Annotated in this window: 11 protein-coding genes; 5 read left to right on the top strand and 6 right to left on the bottom strand. The window is 64.5% G+C overall.

The features are described from left to right. The first annotated feature begins 200 nt into the window (after nucleotides 1-200). The 5 genes from zigA to ACUXV1_RS10990 all read left to right on the top strand — a co-directional run bounded on the left by zigA (nucleotide 201) and on the right by ACUXV1_RS10990 (nucleotide 6922). Nucleotides 201-1448 (top strand): zinc metallochaperone GTPase ZigA, encoded by a 1248-nt coding sequence (gene zigA / locus ACUXV1_RS11010; RefSeq protein WP_194426780.1) that lies wholly within the window; start codon nucleotides 201-203, stop codon nucleotides 1446-1448. Then, on the top strand, nucleotides 1445-2329 hold the full coding sequence (gene folE2, locus ACUXV1_RS11005; protein ID WP_446015407.1) for a GTP cyclohydrolase FolE2: 885 nt from the start codon (nucleotides 1445-1447) through the stop codon (nucleotides 2327-2329). The genes zigA and folE2 overlap by 4 nt, the downstream gene beginning before the upstream one ends. A 151-nt stretch (nucleotides 2330-2480) precedes the next feature. Further along, nucleotides 2481-3041, top strand: a complete 561-nt coding sequence (locus ACUXV1_RS11000) for a carbonate dehydratase (RefSeq protein WP_043634131.1) — start codon at nucleotides 2481-2483, stop codon at nucleotides 3039-3041. Next, nucleotides 3042-4379 carry a dihydroorotase gene (locus ACUXV1_RS10995; protein WP_446015406.1) on the top strand — a complete coding sequence of 446 codons (1338 nt, stop codon included), beginning with the start codon at nucleotides 3042-3044 and terminating at the stop codon, nucleotides 4377-4379. Nucleotides 4380-4933: 554 nt separating this feature from the next. After that, a complete protein-coding gene (locus ACUXV1_RS10990) occupies nucleotides 4934-6922 on the top strand; it encodes an exotoxin A binding domain-containing protein (protein ID WP_114153068.1) in 1989 nt (662 codons plus the stop codon). Between the two features lie 159 nt (nucleotides 6923-7081). On the opposite strand, the gene ACUXV1_RS10985 is transcribed toward ACUXV1_RS10990, so the two are convergent. From ACUXV1_RS10985 to ACUXV1_RS10960, 6 genes are all read right to left on the bottom strand, one after another. After that, nucleotides 7082-8890, bottom strand: a complete 1809-nt coding sequence (locus ACUXV1_RS10985) for a carbon starvation CstA family protein (protein WP_043634136.1) — start codon at nucleotides 8888-8890, stop codon at nucleotides 7082-7084. A gap of 123 nt (nucleotides 8891-9013) precedes the next feature. Continuing rightward, entirely contained in the window at nucleotides 9014-9790 is a 777-nt protein-coding gene (locus ACUXV1_RS10980) for a hypothetical protein (protein ID WP_081556627.1), read from the bottom strand. A 70-nt stretch (nucleotides 9791-9860) separates the two neighbouring features. After that, nucleotides 9861-10595, bottom strand: a complete 735-nt coding sequence (btsR, locus tag ACUXV1_RS10975) for a two-component system response regulator BtsR (protein ID WP_240314973.1) — start codon at nucleotides 10593-10595, stop codon at nucleotides 9861-9863. After that, entirely contained in the window at nucleotides 10592-12292 is a 1701-nt protein-coding gene (locus ACUXV1_RS10970; RefSeq protein WP_279625728.1) for a sensor histidine kinase, read from the bottom strand. Before ACUXV1_RS10970 ends, btsR begins: the two co-directional genes overlap by 4 nt. A 158-nt stretch (nucleotides 12293-12450) precedes the next feature. After that, nucleotides 12451-13977 carry a fumarate hydratase gene (locus ACUXV1_RS10965; RefSeq protein ID WP_081556625.1) on the bottom strand — a complete coding sequence of 509 codons (1527 nt, stop codon included), beginning with the start codon at nucleotides 13975-13977 and terminating at the stop codon, nucleotides 12451-12453. Nucleotides 13978-14170: 193 nt separating this feature from the next. Next, nucleotides 14171-15112 carry a GlxA family transcriptional regulator gene (locus tag ACUXV1_RS10960; protein WP_240314972.1) on the bottom strand — a complete coding sequence of 314 codons (942 nt, stop codon included), beginning with the start codon at nucleotides 15110-15112 and terminating at the stop codon, nucleotides 14171-14173. Nucleotides 15113-15267: the final 155 nt, after the last annotated feature.

Here is a 15267-nt window from a genome sequence, read left to right as displayed (position 1 = left end):
GACATTCGCCGAAGGTCGACGCCGGGCGGCGCATTGGCACTAGTCGTGGTTAGTACTTTGGCGAGAAGGACTAGCCAGAAAGAACTAGTGCCGACATTCGACCCTTGCCATCGAAAAATAAAATGTTATAACATAACAAAAATGACGAAAGCCAAGCGCTCTCCCCTTCCGCACCGCCATCATCTAATCGGACCCATGCCATGACGCCCAGCCCCTCCTCCGCCGCTGCTTCCTCCACGGATACCAGACTACCGGTCACCGTGCTGTCCGGCTTCCTCGGCGCCGGCAAGACCACCTTGCTCAACCACATCCTCAACAACCGCGAGGGCCGCCGCGTGGCGGTCATCGTCAACGACATGAGCGAGGTCAATATCGACGCCGCCCTAGTCCGCGACGGCGGCGCCGCGCTGTCGCGCACTGAGGAAAAACTGGTGGAAATGAGCAATGGCTGCATCTGCTGCACCCTGCGCGAAGACCTGCTGCTGGAAGTGTCGCGGCTGGCGAGCGAAGGCCGCTTCGACCAGCTGGTGATTGAATCCACCGGCATCGCCGAACCGCTGCCGGTGGCGGAAACCTTCACCTTCGCCGACGACCAAGGCCGCAGCCTAGCCGACTCCGCGCGGCTGGACACCATGGTCACCGTGGTGGACGCCTGTCACTTCCTGCGCGACTACGCCTCGCGCGATCATCTGCGACAACGCGGCGAATCGCTGGGCGAGGCCGACGAGCGCACGGTGGTGGACCTGTTGATTGAACAAGTGGAGTTCTGCGACGTGATCGTGCTCAACAAGACCGATCTGATCGACGCTGCGGACAAGGAGCGGCTGGCCGGCATTCTGCGCCAGCTCAACCCCCGCGCCCGCATCGTTGAAGCCTGTTTCGGCCAGGTGCCGCTGGACGAGGTGCTCAACACCGGCTTGTTCGACTTCGACGCCGCCGCCGACGCCCCCGGCTGGCTCAGCGAGCTGCGCGGCGAGCATACGCCGGAAACCGAGGAATACGGCATCGCCAGCTTTGTCTACCGCGCTCGACGCCCCTTCCACCCGCAGCGCTTCCACGAACTGGCGCAACGGGAATGGCCGGGCGTGCTGCGCTCCAAGGGCTATTTCTGGCTGGCCAGCCGCCCTGCCCACGCCCAGCTGTGGTCGCAGGCCGGCGCGGTGTGCCGCCACGAACTGGCCGGCCAGTGGTGGGCCGCCACCCCGCGCGAATACTGGCCGCAGGACGAGGACAGCCTGCGCCAGATCGAAAGCCACTGGCAGGACGTGATCGGCGATGCGCGCCAGGAACTGGTGTTGATCGGCATCGCCATGGACGAAGCCGAACTGCGTCGGCAACTGGACGCCTGCCTGCTGGACGAGGCCGAAATGGCCGCCGGCCCGGCCGCCTGGGCGCTGCTGCCGGACCCGTTCCCGCCCTTGGAAACCGCCGCCGAGGACGCCGCATGAACGCCCCGCTGCCCGATATCGCGCGCAGCGGCGCCGCCGCCGCGCTACTGCCCTTGAACTGGGTGGGCATGGACGGCATCGCGCTGCCGCTGCGGCTGGCGGACGCCGCCCACGGCCGTGTCGCCGCCCGCGCCAGCGTGCAAGTCAACCTGCCCCGGCCAACGATCAAGGGCATCCACATGTCCCGGCTCTACCGCTTGCTGCAACCCCACGCCGACGCCGCGCCGCTCAGCCCGGCCGCCCTGAGCCGGCTGTTGCAGGCAATGGTGGACAGCCACGCTGACTGCGGCAGCAACGCCGCCCGCGCCGAATTCCGCTTCGAACTGCTGTGCCAGCGCCCGGCGCTGGCCACGCCGGGCCTGTCCGGCTGGAAAGCCTACCCGGCCGCGCTGGGCGCGGAACGGGACGGCGACGGCTGCCGGCTGTGGGCCGAGGTGGAAATCGCCTACTCCTCCACCTGCCCCTGCTCCGCCGCTCTGGCGCGCCGGCTGATCGCCGACGCCTTCCTACAACAAGCCTGCGCGGCCACGCCGGACGCGGTCCACGCCTGGCTCCTGGAACACGCCACCCTGGCCACCCCGCACAGCCAGCGCAGCCAGGCGCGCTTGCGCTTCGACATCCCCGCCGATGCCACCGGCTGGGACTTGGCGGCCCGCATAGACCTGGCCGAACAGGCGCTGGCCACCCCGGTGCAAACCGCGGTTAAGCGTGCCGACGAACAAGCCTTCGCCGCCCTCAACGGCGCCAACCTGATGTATGTGGAAGACGCCGCGCGCCGGCTGCAAGCGGCGCTAGCCGGCCACGGCCTGAGCCGGGTCGACGTGCGCCACCAGGAAAGCCTGCACCCGCACGACGCCGTGGCCGCCAGCCAACTCTCATAACCTATCCACGATCTCGCGAGCAAGAGCGAGACAAGGCGAGAACAGCGGAGAAAGCGGAATGCACATTCGGTACATGAGCATTTCGAAGATGTTCTCAACGCCGTATCGCCACAGCGCAGTAGATCGTGAACACCCCCTCAGAGAGCAGCGCATGATACGCAAGAACCCCTCCGGCCACCTGCCGCTGATCGCCGAATCCGCCTACGTCGACAAGACCGCCATCCTCTGCGGCAAGATCATCGTCCACGACAATGTCTTCATCGGCCCCTACGCGGTGATCCGCGCCGACGAAGTGGACGCCAACGGCGAGATGGAAGCCATCGTCATCGGCCCCCACTCCAATATCCAGGACGGCGTGGTCATCCACTCCAAGGGCGGCGCCGCCGTCACCATAGGCGCGCACACCTCCATCGCCCACCGCTCCATCATTCACGGCCCCTGCGCCGTGGGCGAACGCGTCTTCGTCGGCTTCAACAGCGTGCTGTTCAACTGCCGCGTCGGCGACGGCTGCGTGGTGCGCCACAACGCGGTGGTGGACGGCTGCGAACTGCCGGCCGGCTGCTACGTGGCCTCCACCGAACGCATAGGCGCGGCCAGCGACACCGCGCACCTGCCCAAGGCCAGCGTTTCCGCCGCCGAATTTTCCGAAGACGTGCTGCGCGCCAACAGCGAACTGGTACGCGGCTACAAAGCGCTGCAAAACGAGTTCTGAATGAACGACATCCTGATCCGCAACGCCCGCCTGGTCAGCGACGGCCGCGAGTGGGAAGCCGACCTGCGCGTCGGCAACGGCCGCATCCGCCTCATAGGCGCCAGCCTGCCCGGCCGCCCCGGCGACATCGATATCGACGCCGCCGGCCAATGGCTGTTGCCCGGCATGATCGACGACCAAGTCCACTTCCGCGAACCCGGCGCGCCGCACAAGGGCAGCATCGCCAGCGAATCCCGCGCCGCGGTGGCCGGCGGCGTCACCAGCTTCATGGACATGCCCAACACCCGGCCGGCCACCACCTGCCTGGAGGCGCTGACGGACAAGGAAAGCCGCGCCGCCGCCAACTCGGTGGCCAATTACGGCTTCCATCTGGGCGCCACCCGCCACAATCTGGACCTGATCGCCGCGCTGCCGTCCAACCGCGCCGCCGGCGTCAAAGTGTTCATGGGCGCGAGCACCGGCGACCTGCTGCTGGACGACCCGGCCGCGCTGGAACGGCTGTTCGCCTCTTGCCCGCTGCCCATCCTCACCCACTGCGAACACACGCCGCGCATCCGCGAGCGCGAAGCCGCCTGGCGGCTGCGCTTCGGCGACGATATCCCGCCGGACCAACACCCGCTGATCCGCGACGCCGAAGCCTGCTACCAATCCAGCCGGCTGGCGGTAGACCTGGCGCGGCGTCACGGCAGCCAGCTGCACGTGCTGCACCTGAGCAGCGCGCGCGAACTGGAGTTGTTCCAGCCTGGCCCCATCAGCGGCAAGCGCATCACCGCCGAGGCCTGCGTCCACCACCTGCTGCTGGACGACGGCGACTACGCCCGCCTGGGCCACCTGATCAAATGCAATCCGGCGATCAAAAGCCGCGCCGACCGCGACGCGCTACGCCAGGCGCTGCGCGACGGCCGCATCGATCTGATCGGCACCGACCACGCGCCGCACGCCTGGGAGGAAAAACAGCAGCCCTACTCGCAGGCCCCGGCCGGACTGCCGCTGGTCCAGCACGCGCTGCCGGCGCTGCTGGAACTGGTGGCCGACGGCGAACTGACGCTGCCGCAATTGGTGGACAAGACCAGCCACGCGGTGGCCACGCGCTTCGCCATCGCCGAGCGCGGCTATCTGCGCGAAGGCTATTGGGCCGATCTGACGCTGGTGGCGCGCCTGCCCGCGCCGCGTCCGGTGTGCCGCGACGCCCTGCTGGCCCACTGCGGCTGGACCCCGTTCCCGCATCTGGCCTTCCGCCACGCGGTCAGCGCCACCATCGTCTCCGGCCAGTTGGCCTGGTTCCAGGGCCGCATCCAGCCGGACTGCCAGGGCCTGCCGCTGCGGTTTATGCGTTAAGGGCCGGTTCACAATCTTTACACACAGGGATCATTGCTTAGAGCCGCTAACAAAAACTCGCAGAGAACCACTGAATCCGCTTCACGGATAATGGTTTTGATTGCCGGAGCGTCATCTTGGAACCGGCGGCCCGCGAAGAGACACCCCGCCGGCACCGGCCATTTACACGTGCGTCAACGCAGCGGCATGCAGGCGGAAATTGTTGGCGCGCTGGCGCATTACCTCAGGCCAAGGCGATCCTATTGAAACCGCATCGCCATTCCATTTCCCACCCCTGCCCCAATAAAACCCGCTGCCAATAAAATGCCATAAACATTTAAATACCCACCCATCACGCCAATAGAAACAACAATAAAGTTCTTACAAAACCATCTTTATTTAATACTTTCCTAAATATCAATTTAACAATCAAAATCAATGACATATGGCTGTGAGTATTTACAATTGACCTCAAAAAACAAACACCGAGATACTGTAAATACAAAATTTAATCATTTACAAAAATGATCATAACAATGGCTCGCTCGCTTCATTCCATCACTTAGGAGCGCCATATGCGATTGTATAAAAGCCTTGCCCTTGCCGCGGGCCTGATTCCCTTATTGTCCGCGTGCGAAACCGACGAAGCCAGCCCCTTTGCCGCCGGAACCGCTCAGACCGCCAGTTTCAAGCAGGCCGCCAGTTCCGTCATCAAAACCGATTTCGAAATCTTCAAGCAATGCGCGGACAACTGCATTCTCTCGCCGGCTGAACCAGGCAAATTCATCAGTACCTCGCTGCCGCTGCAAATCACCCCGTCGCCGGACGAAGGCGTGCTGTACTACTCGATGTTCGTGCAAGACCGCTTCGCCGCCGCCGCCAACAACAGCGCCACCATCAAGATCGACGAATTCGCCAAGGTCCGGATCAACGACGGCCAGGGTACCGGCCACGCGCCGGGCACTTTGACCATCGAACTGGCCACCCCGGACGGCAAGGTCAAAAAATTCACGCATAAGCGCCGTACCGAATGGTTCACGCTGAATTGGGTGGTCCCCATCGGCAAAGACGCGCCCACCAGCATCAAGCTGTTCATCATGGACATGGACAGCAATAAGAAGATCGTCGATCACTCGCCGCTGTACAGCGTGGACCTGGACGACGCCGCGCTGGCGCGATGGCCGGACAAGGCCAAGCTGGCGTTCAGCTCCGCCAATCCAAGGAACGACATCATCCTGTCTTGGCCAGGGGTGGGTTACACCGCCGCGCCAACGCAGCACAACCGCCAAAAGCGCTGGAGCGAATGGCATAGCGGCATCCTGCTGTGCTGGCTGGACCCGCTGGACGCCATCTACAACTACGTCACCCAAAACCGCTGCCAGTTGAACAAGACCTGGGAAGGCAAGCTGTACCAGGTAGTCGCCGGCAAGCCGCAGATCAATGAATTCAAACCGCTGGCCAAAGCGCCCATCCAGCACCGGGTGCACTTCAGCAAGGAAAACGCCTTGGGCGCGCTGTCCGCCCACCGCGTCTGCGGCATCCCGCTGGAATCCCTGGCCCGCAGCCGCCAGCCCAGGGGCTGGGAAGAACTGTCCGCTTGCGGCTACCGAGTGGAAAGCATTGTCGGCCTCTACATCGCCACCCGGCTGTCCTTCGACCGCTTCCGCCAGGTGGTCGATGACTTGATCCATTCCCGCCCGGTCAGCGGCGCGCAAGATCCGGAGGCGCTGGAGCAATTGGGCACTGCGGTGCGCGAAACGCCGGAACTGGCCCGTGAAGGCCTCGCCGAGGCGGAGGCTCGTTTGAACGCCTATCGCGCCAACCACGCCGGCGCCAGCGCCGACGACGCGCAAAGAGCGGACGTGCTGTCCCTGACTTGCCCGGCCGACAGCGAGCCTTGCGCCGCCGACAACGCCGACGGCGCTCACGTCAACCGCGAGTACCACCCCGGCTCAAGCTTCTTCGCGCCGGGCGAGCCGGTGGAATTCCTCGCCAACGGCACCACCGGCAACTGGAGCCAGGAACGCCTGCTGGCCACCCATCAGCGGCTGCTGGACCAGGGCTATGTCTTCGCCGGCTATCACGGCGGCTCCCGCGCCGCCGCCACAAGCATCGTCACCGGCGGCATCACCCGCCGCACCCAGGATCTGCAGCCGATCTGGCGCGGCCTCTACATCGCCGGAGATCCGAACGTCGCCTACGGCTACGCGCTGGACAACGACTCCGGCGCCACCGGCATCATGATGCGCGTCTACGTGCCCAGAACCGCCCTCTCCCGCCTGTTCCGCACCAGCCAGCCACTCAGCGACGAGACCGCGGCGCTAAGGGAGATCAGCCGCTTGCTCGGCCGCAACGTCACCTTGAACAGCCTCTTGGGTTATGAGTCGATCACCGGGCCGCAAGACCCCGGCGAGGCGGATGAAACCATTCTGGGCTGGGATCTGGCGGAACACGCGGTGGCGATTCCGTCGATGATTCAGGGCAACAACAGCGTGCGGCCCATCAATGTGCCGGACTACGAAAAGAAGATCAGCGCTCTGCCCGACTACATCACCAAGCGATGACCACCATCAGGCCCTGGGAAAGCGCCTCTGGCTTTCTCTGGGCCTGTTCAAAGTCTCGCTCTTGCTCGCAAGAACCTAAACAGACTCTCACGGCCCTGGCGTAAAAAAGGCCCGCTGTTTCCAGCGGGCCAAGTCTTACCCCAATTTTGATCAAGCGGCTCAAGCTTCCGTGGCGGCCAGTTCGCGCCGCGCGTCCGGCGCCGGCCGCGCCAGCAGCTCCATCCACTTGCGGCAGGCGGAAAGCAGAATCACCAGGCCCAGCGCCAGCATGGCGATGGAGATGGCGGCGTTGAACAGGTTATAGCCCTTGGCCGCCGGGTTCAGATAAACATGCTTGATCATCCAGTAGCCGGCGTAATTGACGGTAACGTAGAGATAAGCCAACGGCACCAGGCAGGTCATCATGTAAGCGCGCTTGTGCGACAGCCGCAGGATGATGGTGGCGCCGATGATCAGGCCGATGGACGCCATCAGCTGATTGGACACGCCAAACAAGGCCCACACCGAATTGATGTCGCCGGAGTTCAGCAGATAGCCCCACAGCAAGCAGGCCACCACCGACGCGCCGATGGCGCCGGGCATCCAGTCGGTGCGCTTGAGCGGCGCCCAGGCGTCGCCAACGAAATCCTGGATCAGATAACGGGCGACGCGGGTGCCGGAATCAATGGCGGTGAGAATGAACACCGCTTCGAACATCACCATGAACTGGAAGAAATAGGACGCCAGATTATGGAACCAGGGAATGCGGGTGAAGATGTCCGCCATGCCCACCGCCAGCGTCACCGCGCCGCCGGTGCGGCCGTACAGGTCCAGGCCGATTTCCTGGGACAGCTGCGGCAGGTTCACCACCTGCATGCCCAGCTTGGCGAAGACATCCGGCGCGGAGTTGATGGCGAAGTAATCCGCAGGATGCAGCGCGGTGGCGGCAATCAGCGCCATCACCCCCACCACGCATTCAGCCAGCATCGCGCCAAAGCCCACCGGCAGGATGTCGCTCCAACGGTCTATCTGCTTGGGCGTGGTGCCGGAGCCGATGAAGGCGTGGAAGCCGGAAATGGCGCCGCAGGCGATGGTGATGGAGATGAACGGCCATACCGGGCCGGCCAGCACCGGGCCGCCGCCGTGGATGAACTGGGTGACGGCGGGGAACTGGATTTGCGGGTTGATGAACACCACGCCCACCACCAACAGACCAAATACGCCGATCTTCATGAAACTGGACAGGCAGGCGCGCGGGGTCAGCAGCATCCACACCGGCAGCGCGGTGGCGAAGAAGGCATAGATGGGCAGCAGCAGGGACACGGTGGACGCCTTCAGCGTCAGCAGTTCGCCCAGCGCGGTGCCCTGGATGTAAGGGCCGGCGAACACACAGGCCATGATGGCGGCGACGCCGACATAGCTGGCGTTTTTCATGTTGCCGGTGACGCGCTCCCACAGGCCGACGGCGATGGCGATGGGAATGGTCATGCTCACCGCGAACGCGCCCCAGGGATTGCGCTCCAACGCATGCACCACCACCATGGACAAGCCGGCCATGGTGATGGTGATGATGAACAGCATGGCCAGGCCGGTGCACCAGCCGGCCCAGGGGCCCAGTTCGGTCTTGGCCACTTCCGACAGCGATTTGCCGTGATGCTTCATCGAGGCGAACAACACCACGGTGTCGTGCACCGCGCCGCCGATCACACAGCCTATCAACAACCACAACATGCTGGGCAGATAGCCGTACTGGGCGGCCAGCACCGGCCCCACCAGCGGGCCAGCCGCCGCGATGGCGGCGAAGTGGCCGCCAAACGCCACCCACTTGCTGGTGGGCACATAGTCCTTGCCGTCCTGTAATTCATGCGCCGGGGTCACGGCGCTATCATCGACACCCAACACCTTGCGCGTGAAGAACACCCCGTACAGGCGGTAGCAGATGGCAAGTATGCAAAGAGTGGCGATCACGAAGGTCAATGCGTGATCCATTTTTGTCAGCTCCGGTGATAGTCTCACTCGGAACTTACGCGCGGGCGCGGCCTCCGTGGGGCGAAAACCGGCTCAGCGGCAACATGGCGCTGCCAGCGGTGGCCAGAGCGGAGCGAACGGCGCTCAGGGCTGCCAATCCTGATAAGGCTTATGCACCTTAACGTAGGCTTTCTGCAGTTCTCCGCTGGCGCGCGCGGAGCGTATGGCCCGATTCAGCGCTTGGTGGACAAAATCGCCACGGCGGTTGCAGTTGAGAAACAGCACATCCGGGTAGTCGTCGAAGCGGGCGCGATGGATATTGCTCAGTTTGAACTTGCGCACCAGATAATCCGCCTCCTCTTGCGCCCACAACACCCCGTCCACCCGGCCCAGGTTCAGCTTTTTCAGCGACAGTTCCAGGTTGACCACGCTCTTGCTGGGGAAGCCCCAGTTCACCGGCGGCGCTTCAATGTCGTACTTGGCCAGATTGGCCATGCGCAGCACGTCCTCCCTGTCCAATGGTTTGTTCTTGTGGGTGTAAAGCACGAAAGTGACCTTGCCCAGCATCTCCTTGGTGAACTGGTAGGGCGTGGCGTCGTCGGCGCCTTCGCGCAGCTTCATGATGGGAAAGCGGAAATCCGCGTTCTTGTCGCTGGTATCCATGTACACGCGCTTGACCGGTTCGATGCTGAAGCTGATCTTGCCTTCCTTGTAATGTCTGGCCACCACATTCAAGAGTTCGGCGAACGGGCTGGTCTGATTGTTTTCCAACAATTGCGGCAGGAAGACGGCAATGCCGTGCAAATCCGGCCGGGTGACGTCCGGCGAACTGTCCTGCGTCGCCGTGCCGTTGCAGGCCAGGAGCAAGCCGGGCGCGCAGCCCAGCGCCCAAGCCGCGCATAGCAGTAATTGTTTTGCCATCGAATGTTCCCCCTGGACTGAGGTGTAGCACACCCGCGGCGGCTGCGTGGCGCATTCGGACGGGTGGACGCTAGCTCGCGATACCCAATGCGTCCTTCAAGGGTTTCAGATAACGGCGGCTGACCGGCAAGCTGTGGCCGTCCAGCGTGCAGACGGTGGCCACGCCGTTGTCGCCGAACAGGATTTCCCGGATCGCGGACAAACGCACCAGGTATTGCCGGTGACAGCGAAACAAATCCGTGCGCTCTTCCAGCGTGCGCAGCGTCAGCTCGGTAAAGCGTTCCACACCGGCGGCGTCCACCACGTACACGCCGCTAAGCCGGGAACAGACATAGGCCACCTCTTCCAGCCGGCACAGCACGATGCGGTTGACGCCCTGGCAGGGAATCAGGCTTAACGGCGCCAAGCCGCATACCGCCGCCGGCGGCGGCGCGGCGCGCTGGCGCAGCCGCGCCAGAGTCTTGGCCAGCCGCGCCGGGTCCACCGGCTTGAGCAGGTAATCGCAGGCGTGTTCCTCGAAAGCCTGCAGCGCGTAGGCGTCGTAGGCGGTGACGAACACCACTTGCGGCATGGACTCCGGGTCCAGCATCGCCAGCATTTCCAGGCCGCTGATGCGCGGCATCTGGATATCCAGAAACACCACGTCCGGCTTGCGGCGATGGATGAAGGCAATGGCCTCCACCGCGTTGCCGCACTCGCCGACGATGTCCAGGCCGCCGGCGGCTTGCAGCAGCTGACGCAACTCATCGCGCGCCAGCGGTTCGTCGTCCACCAGCAGCGCGCTGGGCAGGCCGGCCGCGCTCATGCCGCCGCTCCTGCGCGCTCGGCGTCCGCCCGCGGACAGCGGCAGGGCAGCAGCAGGCTAACCCGGGTGTAAAGCTCCGGCGCGCAATCCACCGCCACCCCGTAGGCCTCGCCGTAACGGGCGCGGATGCGGCGGTCCACCAGCGACATGCCCAGGCCGTCGCTCTGCTCCGGCTTGCGGTAGAGCCCGGCGTTGTCCTCCACCGTCACCCGCAGGCCTTGCGCGTCGCAGCGGGCGGCGATGCGGATGCGCCCCGGCTCCAGCAGTTGGGAAGTGCCGTGCTTGATTGCGTTTTCCACCAGCGGCTGCAGGGAAAACGCCGGCAGCTCGGCCCGGCGCGCCGCCTCCGGCGCCTCGATCTCCACTTGCAGCCGGCCGGCGAAGCGGGCCTCCTCAATGCGCAGATAGGCGCTGACATGGTCTATCTCGTCGCCCAGCGTGGCCATCTCGCTGGAGCGCTTCAGGTTCTTGCGGAAAAAGGTGGACAGGTATTGGACCAGCTGGCGCGCATGCTCCGGGTTGCGGCGTATCACCGCGGACAGCGTATTGAGCGCGTTAAACAGGAAATGCGGGTTGACCTGGGCGTGCAGCAGCTTGATCTCGGTTTGGGCCAGCAGCTGTTTCTGCTGCTCGTACTTGCCTTGCAGAATCTGATTGGACAGCAACCGGGCAATGCCCTCGCCCAGGGTCAGGTTGATGCCGGAAAACAGTTTGTTGCGCGTCTCGTACAGCTTGATGGTACCAATCACCCGTTCGTCCTCGCCGCGCAAGGGAATCACCAGCGAGGAGCCCAGCTTGCACGCCGGGCTGATGGAGCAGCGGTACGGCGTCTCGTTGCCGTCCGCGTACACCACCTGATTGTCGGCAATGGCGCGCTGGGTCAGCGGCGAGGTGATGGGCGTGCCCGCCAAGTGGTGGTCGGCGCCGGCGCCGATGAAGGCCAGCAGCCGCTCGCGGTCGGTCAGCGCCACCGCGCCCACGCCCAGTTCCTCGTACAGGATGCGCGCCATGGTCATGCAATTGTCGCGGTCGAAGCCATGGCGCAGCACGCCCTCGGCGCGGGCGGCGATTTGCAGCGCCTTGGAGGAGAAGGCGGAGGAATACTTCTCCGCCAGCGCGCGCCGGTCCAGCAGGATGCGCATGAACATCGCCGCGCCCAAAGTGTTGGCTATCATCATCGGCAGCGCGATGCTGCGCACCAGATGCCAGGCCGCGGCGAAGGGCTTGACCGCCGCCAGCAGGATCAACATCTGCATGCATTCGGCCAGCAGCGCCACCGCGGCCACCGCCAACGGGTCGAACACCCTTCCCACTTGGCCGCGCCGCACGAAGTAAAGATGCACCAGCCCGCCCAGCAAGCCTTCCGCCATGGTGGACGCCATGCAAGCGCCGGCGGTGACGCCGCCCAGCGAATAGCGGTGCAGCCCGCCGGTGAAGCCCACCGCCAATCCCACCCACGGCCCCCCCAGCATGCCGCCCAGCACCGCGCCGGTGGCGCGGGTGTTGGCGATGGAATCGTCGATGTGCAGGCCGAAGTAAGTGCCCATCACGCAGAACACCGAGAACACCAGGTAGCACACCAGCTTGTGCGGCAGGCGGATGGTGACCTGGGTCAGCGGGATGAACAGCGGCGTCTTGGACAGCAGATAGGCGATCACCAGGTAAACGCACATCTGCTGCAACAGAGTCAGGATCAATGAAAACTCGGTCAGCATGCGGGCAGGAAAATAAGGGTGTGCCGTCGAGCATAGGCGACGGTTCGCCGCCCGACCTTGGTCTGGATCAAACCATTTTCAAGCGCCAGCGGCACAAACAAAAACGGCCGCCGAAGGCGACCGTTTCTTTCATCCAGGCTTTACACCGGGATGACCGGGATCTTGCCAATCTTCACGCGCCACTCGGCCGGGCCGGTGTTGTGCACGCTGGACCCACAGGAATCCACCGCCACCGTCACCGGCATGTCCTTGACCTCGAACTCGTAAATGGCTTCCATGCCCAGATCTTCGAAGGCCACGACCTTGGACGCCTTGATCGCCTTGGACACCAGGTAGGCGGAGCCGCCGACGGCCATCAGATAGACCGCCTTGTTGTCCTTGATCGCCTCAATCGCGATGGGGCCGCGCTCGGCCTTGCCTATCATGCCCAGCAAGCCGGTTTGCTCCAGCATCTGGCGGGTGAACTTGTCCATGCGGGTGGCGGTGGTGGGGCCGGCCGGGCCCACCACTTCGTCGCGCACCGGATCCACCGGGCCCACGTAGTAGATGAAGCGGTTGGTGAAGTCCACCGGCAGCTTCTCGCCCTTGTTCAGCATGTCCACCATGCGCTTGTGCGCGGCGTCGCGGCCGGTGAGTATCTTGCCGTTGAGCAGCAGCACGTCGCCCGGCTGCCAGCTTTGCACTTCTTCCGGGGTGATGGCGTCCAGGTTGACGCGCTTGCCGTTGGAGTTGTCGTAAGTGATGTCCGGCCAGTCTTCCAGGCGGGGCGCTTCCAGCACGGCCGGGCCGCTGCCGTCCAGGTGGAAGTGCACGTGGCGGGTGGCCGCGCAGTTGGGGATCATCGCCACCGGCAGGCTGGCCGCGTGGGTGGGGTAATCCAGAATCTTCACGTCCAAGACCGTGGTCAGGCCGCCCAGGCCCTGGGCGCCGATGCCCAGCGCGTTGACCTTTTCAAACAGCTCCAGGCGCAGTTGCTCCACGCGGCTCAGTTCCGCGCCGCTGTCGGCCTTGGCTTTCAAATCCTGAATGTCCACATGGCTCATCAGGCTTTCCTTGGCCAGCAGCATCGCCTTCTCCGGCGTGCCGCCGATGCCGATGCCGAGGATGCCCGGCGGACACCAGCCGGCGCCCATGGTGGGCACGGTCTTCAGCACCCAGTCCACGATGGAGTCGGACGGATTCAGCGCGTAGAACTTGGATTTGTTCTCCGAGCCGCCGCCCTTGGCGGCACAGGTCACTTCCACGCCGTCGCCTTCGACGATCTCGAAATGCACCACCGCCGGGGTATTGTCCTTGCTGTTCTGGCGCTTGCCGGCCGGATCCAGCAGCACCGAGGCGCGCAGCTTGTTGTCCGGGTTCAGGTAAGCGCGGCGCACGCCTTCGTTCACCATCTCCTGCACCGACAATTCGGCGTCCCACTGCACCTTCATGCCCACTTTCAGGAACACCACGGCGATGCCGGTATCCTGGCAGATCGGGCGCTTGCCTTCGGCGCACATGCGGCTGTTGATCAGGATCTGCGCCATGGCGTCCTTGGCCGCCGGGCTCTCTTCCTTCAGATACGCCTGGTACAGCGCGTCGATATAATCTTTGGGGTGGTAATAGCTGATGAACTGGAAGGCGTCGGCAATGCTTTGCACGAAGTCTTCCTGACGGATGATGGCCATTTCGGGTTTCTCCAGCGTAGGGCGATTTTGGGGTTTGCCCTGTCATTTTATGGAGGCGCGCCGCCCGCGCCAATCCAAACCCTCAACAGTACCCGATAATACCGTCCGCGGCCAGCCAATGCCCCCGCTCCGGACCGGTCCAAAGTCTCGCGAGCAAGAGCGAGACAAGGTGGAAACCGCGGAGAACAGGTCCTCAGGCGCCGCTGCGGTCCTCGCGATCTTCCCTCGGACTACGCCCAAAACGCTTGCGGTAAGCGCGGGAAAAATAGGACGGAGATTCAAAGCCGCAGGCCACGCTGATCTCCACCACGCTTAGCTCCGTCTGGCGCAGCAGCCAGCGGGCGCGGTCCAGCCTCAGCGCGCGGTAGAACTCCGCCGGCGAGGCCTTGAGATGGGCGCGGAACAAACGCTCCAGCTGGCGGCGGGTGGCGCCGCAGCGCGCGGCCAGCTCCTCCGGCGGCCACGGGTCCTCCAGTTGCTCCTCCATCAGCCGTATCGCCTGCGCCAGCTTCTTGTTGTGCACCTGATAGCGGCTGGCCACTTGCAGGCGCTGATGCTCGGACGGGCTGCGCATCTGGCCCTGCACCAGTTGTTCGGACACCGCCAGCGCCAGCTCGCGGCCGTGGCGTCGCGCCAGCAAGGCCAACGCCAAGTCCAGCCCGGCCACCGCGCCGGCGGAGGTGGGCCGCTTCTCGGTCAGGAACAGCTCCTGGCTGGCCGTCACCTGCGGGTAGCGTTCCCGGAAGGCCGGAATCGCTTCCCAGTGCAGCGTCACCGTTTCGCCGCGCAGCAGGCCGGCCTCGGCCAGGATGAAGCAGCCGGTGTCTATCGCCCCCAGGGTCGCTCCCCCGCGCTCCAGCCGTCGCAGCGCCGCGCCCAGCTCCGGCGTGTAATGGCGCAGCGGATGGAAGCTGCTGACCACGAACAGACAGGTGCACGGCCCGGCCTCCGCCAGCGCGCCGTCCACCATCAACGCGATGCCGTTGCTGGCCGCCACCGCCTGGCCGTCCACGGACAGCAATCGCCAGCGGCTGGCGCCGGGCTGAAAACGGTTGGCGATGCGGAAGGGTTCCATCAAGGCGGCAAAGCCGATGAAGGAAAACTCCGGCAATAACAGAAAATGGTATTCGTCCACCGTGCCCTCCCTCCCAGTTCAAAGCCCAGCATAAGCGCGAGCGCCCGGTTCACGTCAATGCCAAATTGTCGCGCAATGAAAAGTAAGCGTCGCCGCCATCCACTCCGCCGCCGCCGGCAGGCCGTTAAATCATCGACAGCCCTCCCCCACTCGCA

This window comes from Chromobacterium sp. W521 (genome assembly GCF_052805975.1).
This window is presented reverse-complemented; position numbering and strand designations above follow the sequence as displayed.

What these genes read in the sequence shown, in the direction of transcription:
- zigA (WP_194426780.1), top strand. Translation starts at nt 201, where the DNA reads ATGACGCCCAGCCCCTCCTCCGCCGCTGCTTCCTCCACGGATACCAGA.
- ACUXV1_RS10980 (WP_081556627.1), bottom strand. Translation starts at nt 9,790, where the DNA reads ATGGCAAAACAATTACTGCTATGCGCGGCTTGGGCGCTGGGCTGCGCG.
- ACUXV1_RS10990 (WP_114153068.1), top strand. Translation starts at nt 4,934, where the DNA reads ATGCGATTGTATAAAAGCCTTGCCCTTGCCGCGGGCCTGATTCCCTTA.
- ACUXV1_RS10995 (WP_446015406.1), top strand. Translation starts at nt 3,042, where the DNA reads ATGAACGACATCCTGATCCGCAACGCCCGCCTGGTCAGCGACGGCCGC.
- folE2 (WP_446015407.1), top strand. Translation starts at nt 1,445, where the DNA reads ATGAACGCCCCGCTGCCCGATATCGCGCGCAGCGGCGCCGCCGCCGCG.
- ACUXV1_RS10985 (WP_043634136.1), bottom strand. Translation starts at nt 8,890, where the DNA reads ATGGATCACGCATTGACCTTCGTGATCGCCACTCTTTGCATACTTGCC.
- btsR (WP_240314973.1), bottom strand. Translation starts at nt 10,595, where the DNA reads ATGAGCGCGGCCGGCCTGCCCAGCGCGCTGCTGGTGGACGACGAACCG.
- ACUXV1_RS10965 (WP_081556625.1), bottom strand. Translation starts at nt 13,977, where the DNA reads ATGGCCATCATCCGTCAGGAAGACTTCGTGCAAAGCATTGCCGACGCC.
- ACUXV1_RS11000 (WP_043634131.1), top strand. Translation starts at nt 2,481, where the DNA reads ATGATACGCAAGAACCCCTCCGGCCACCTGCCGCTGATCGCCGAATCC.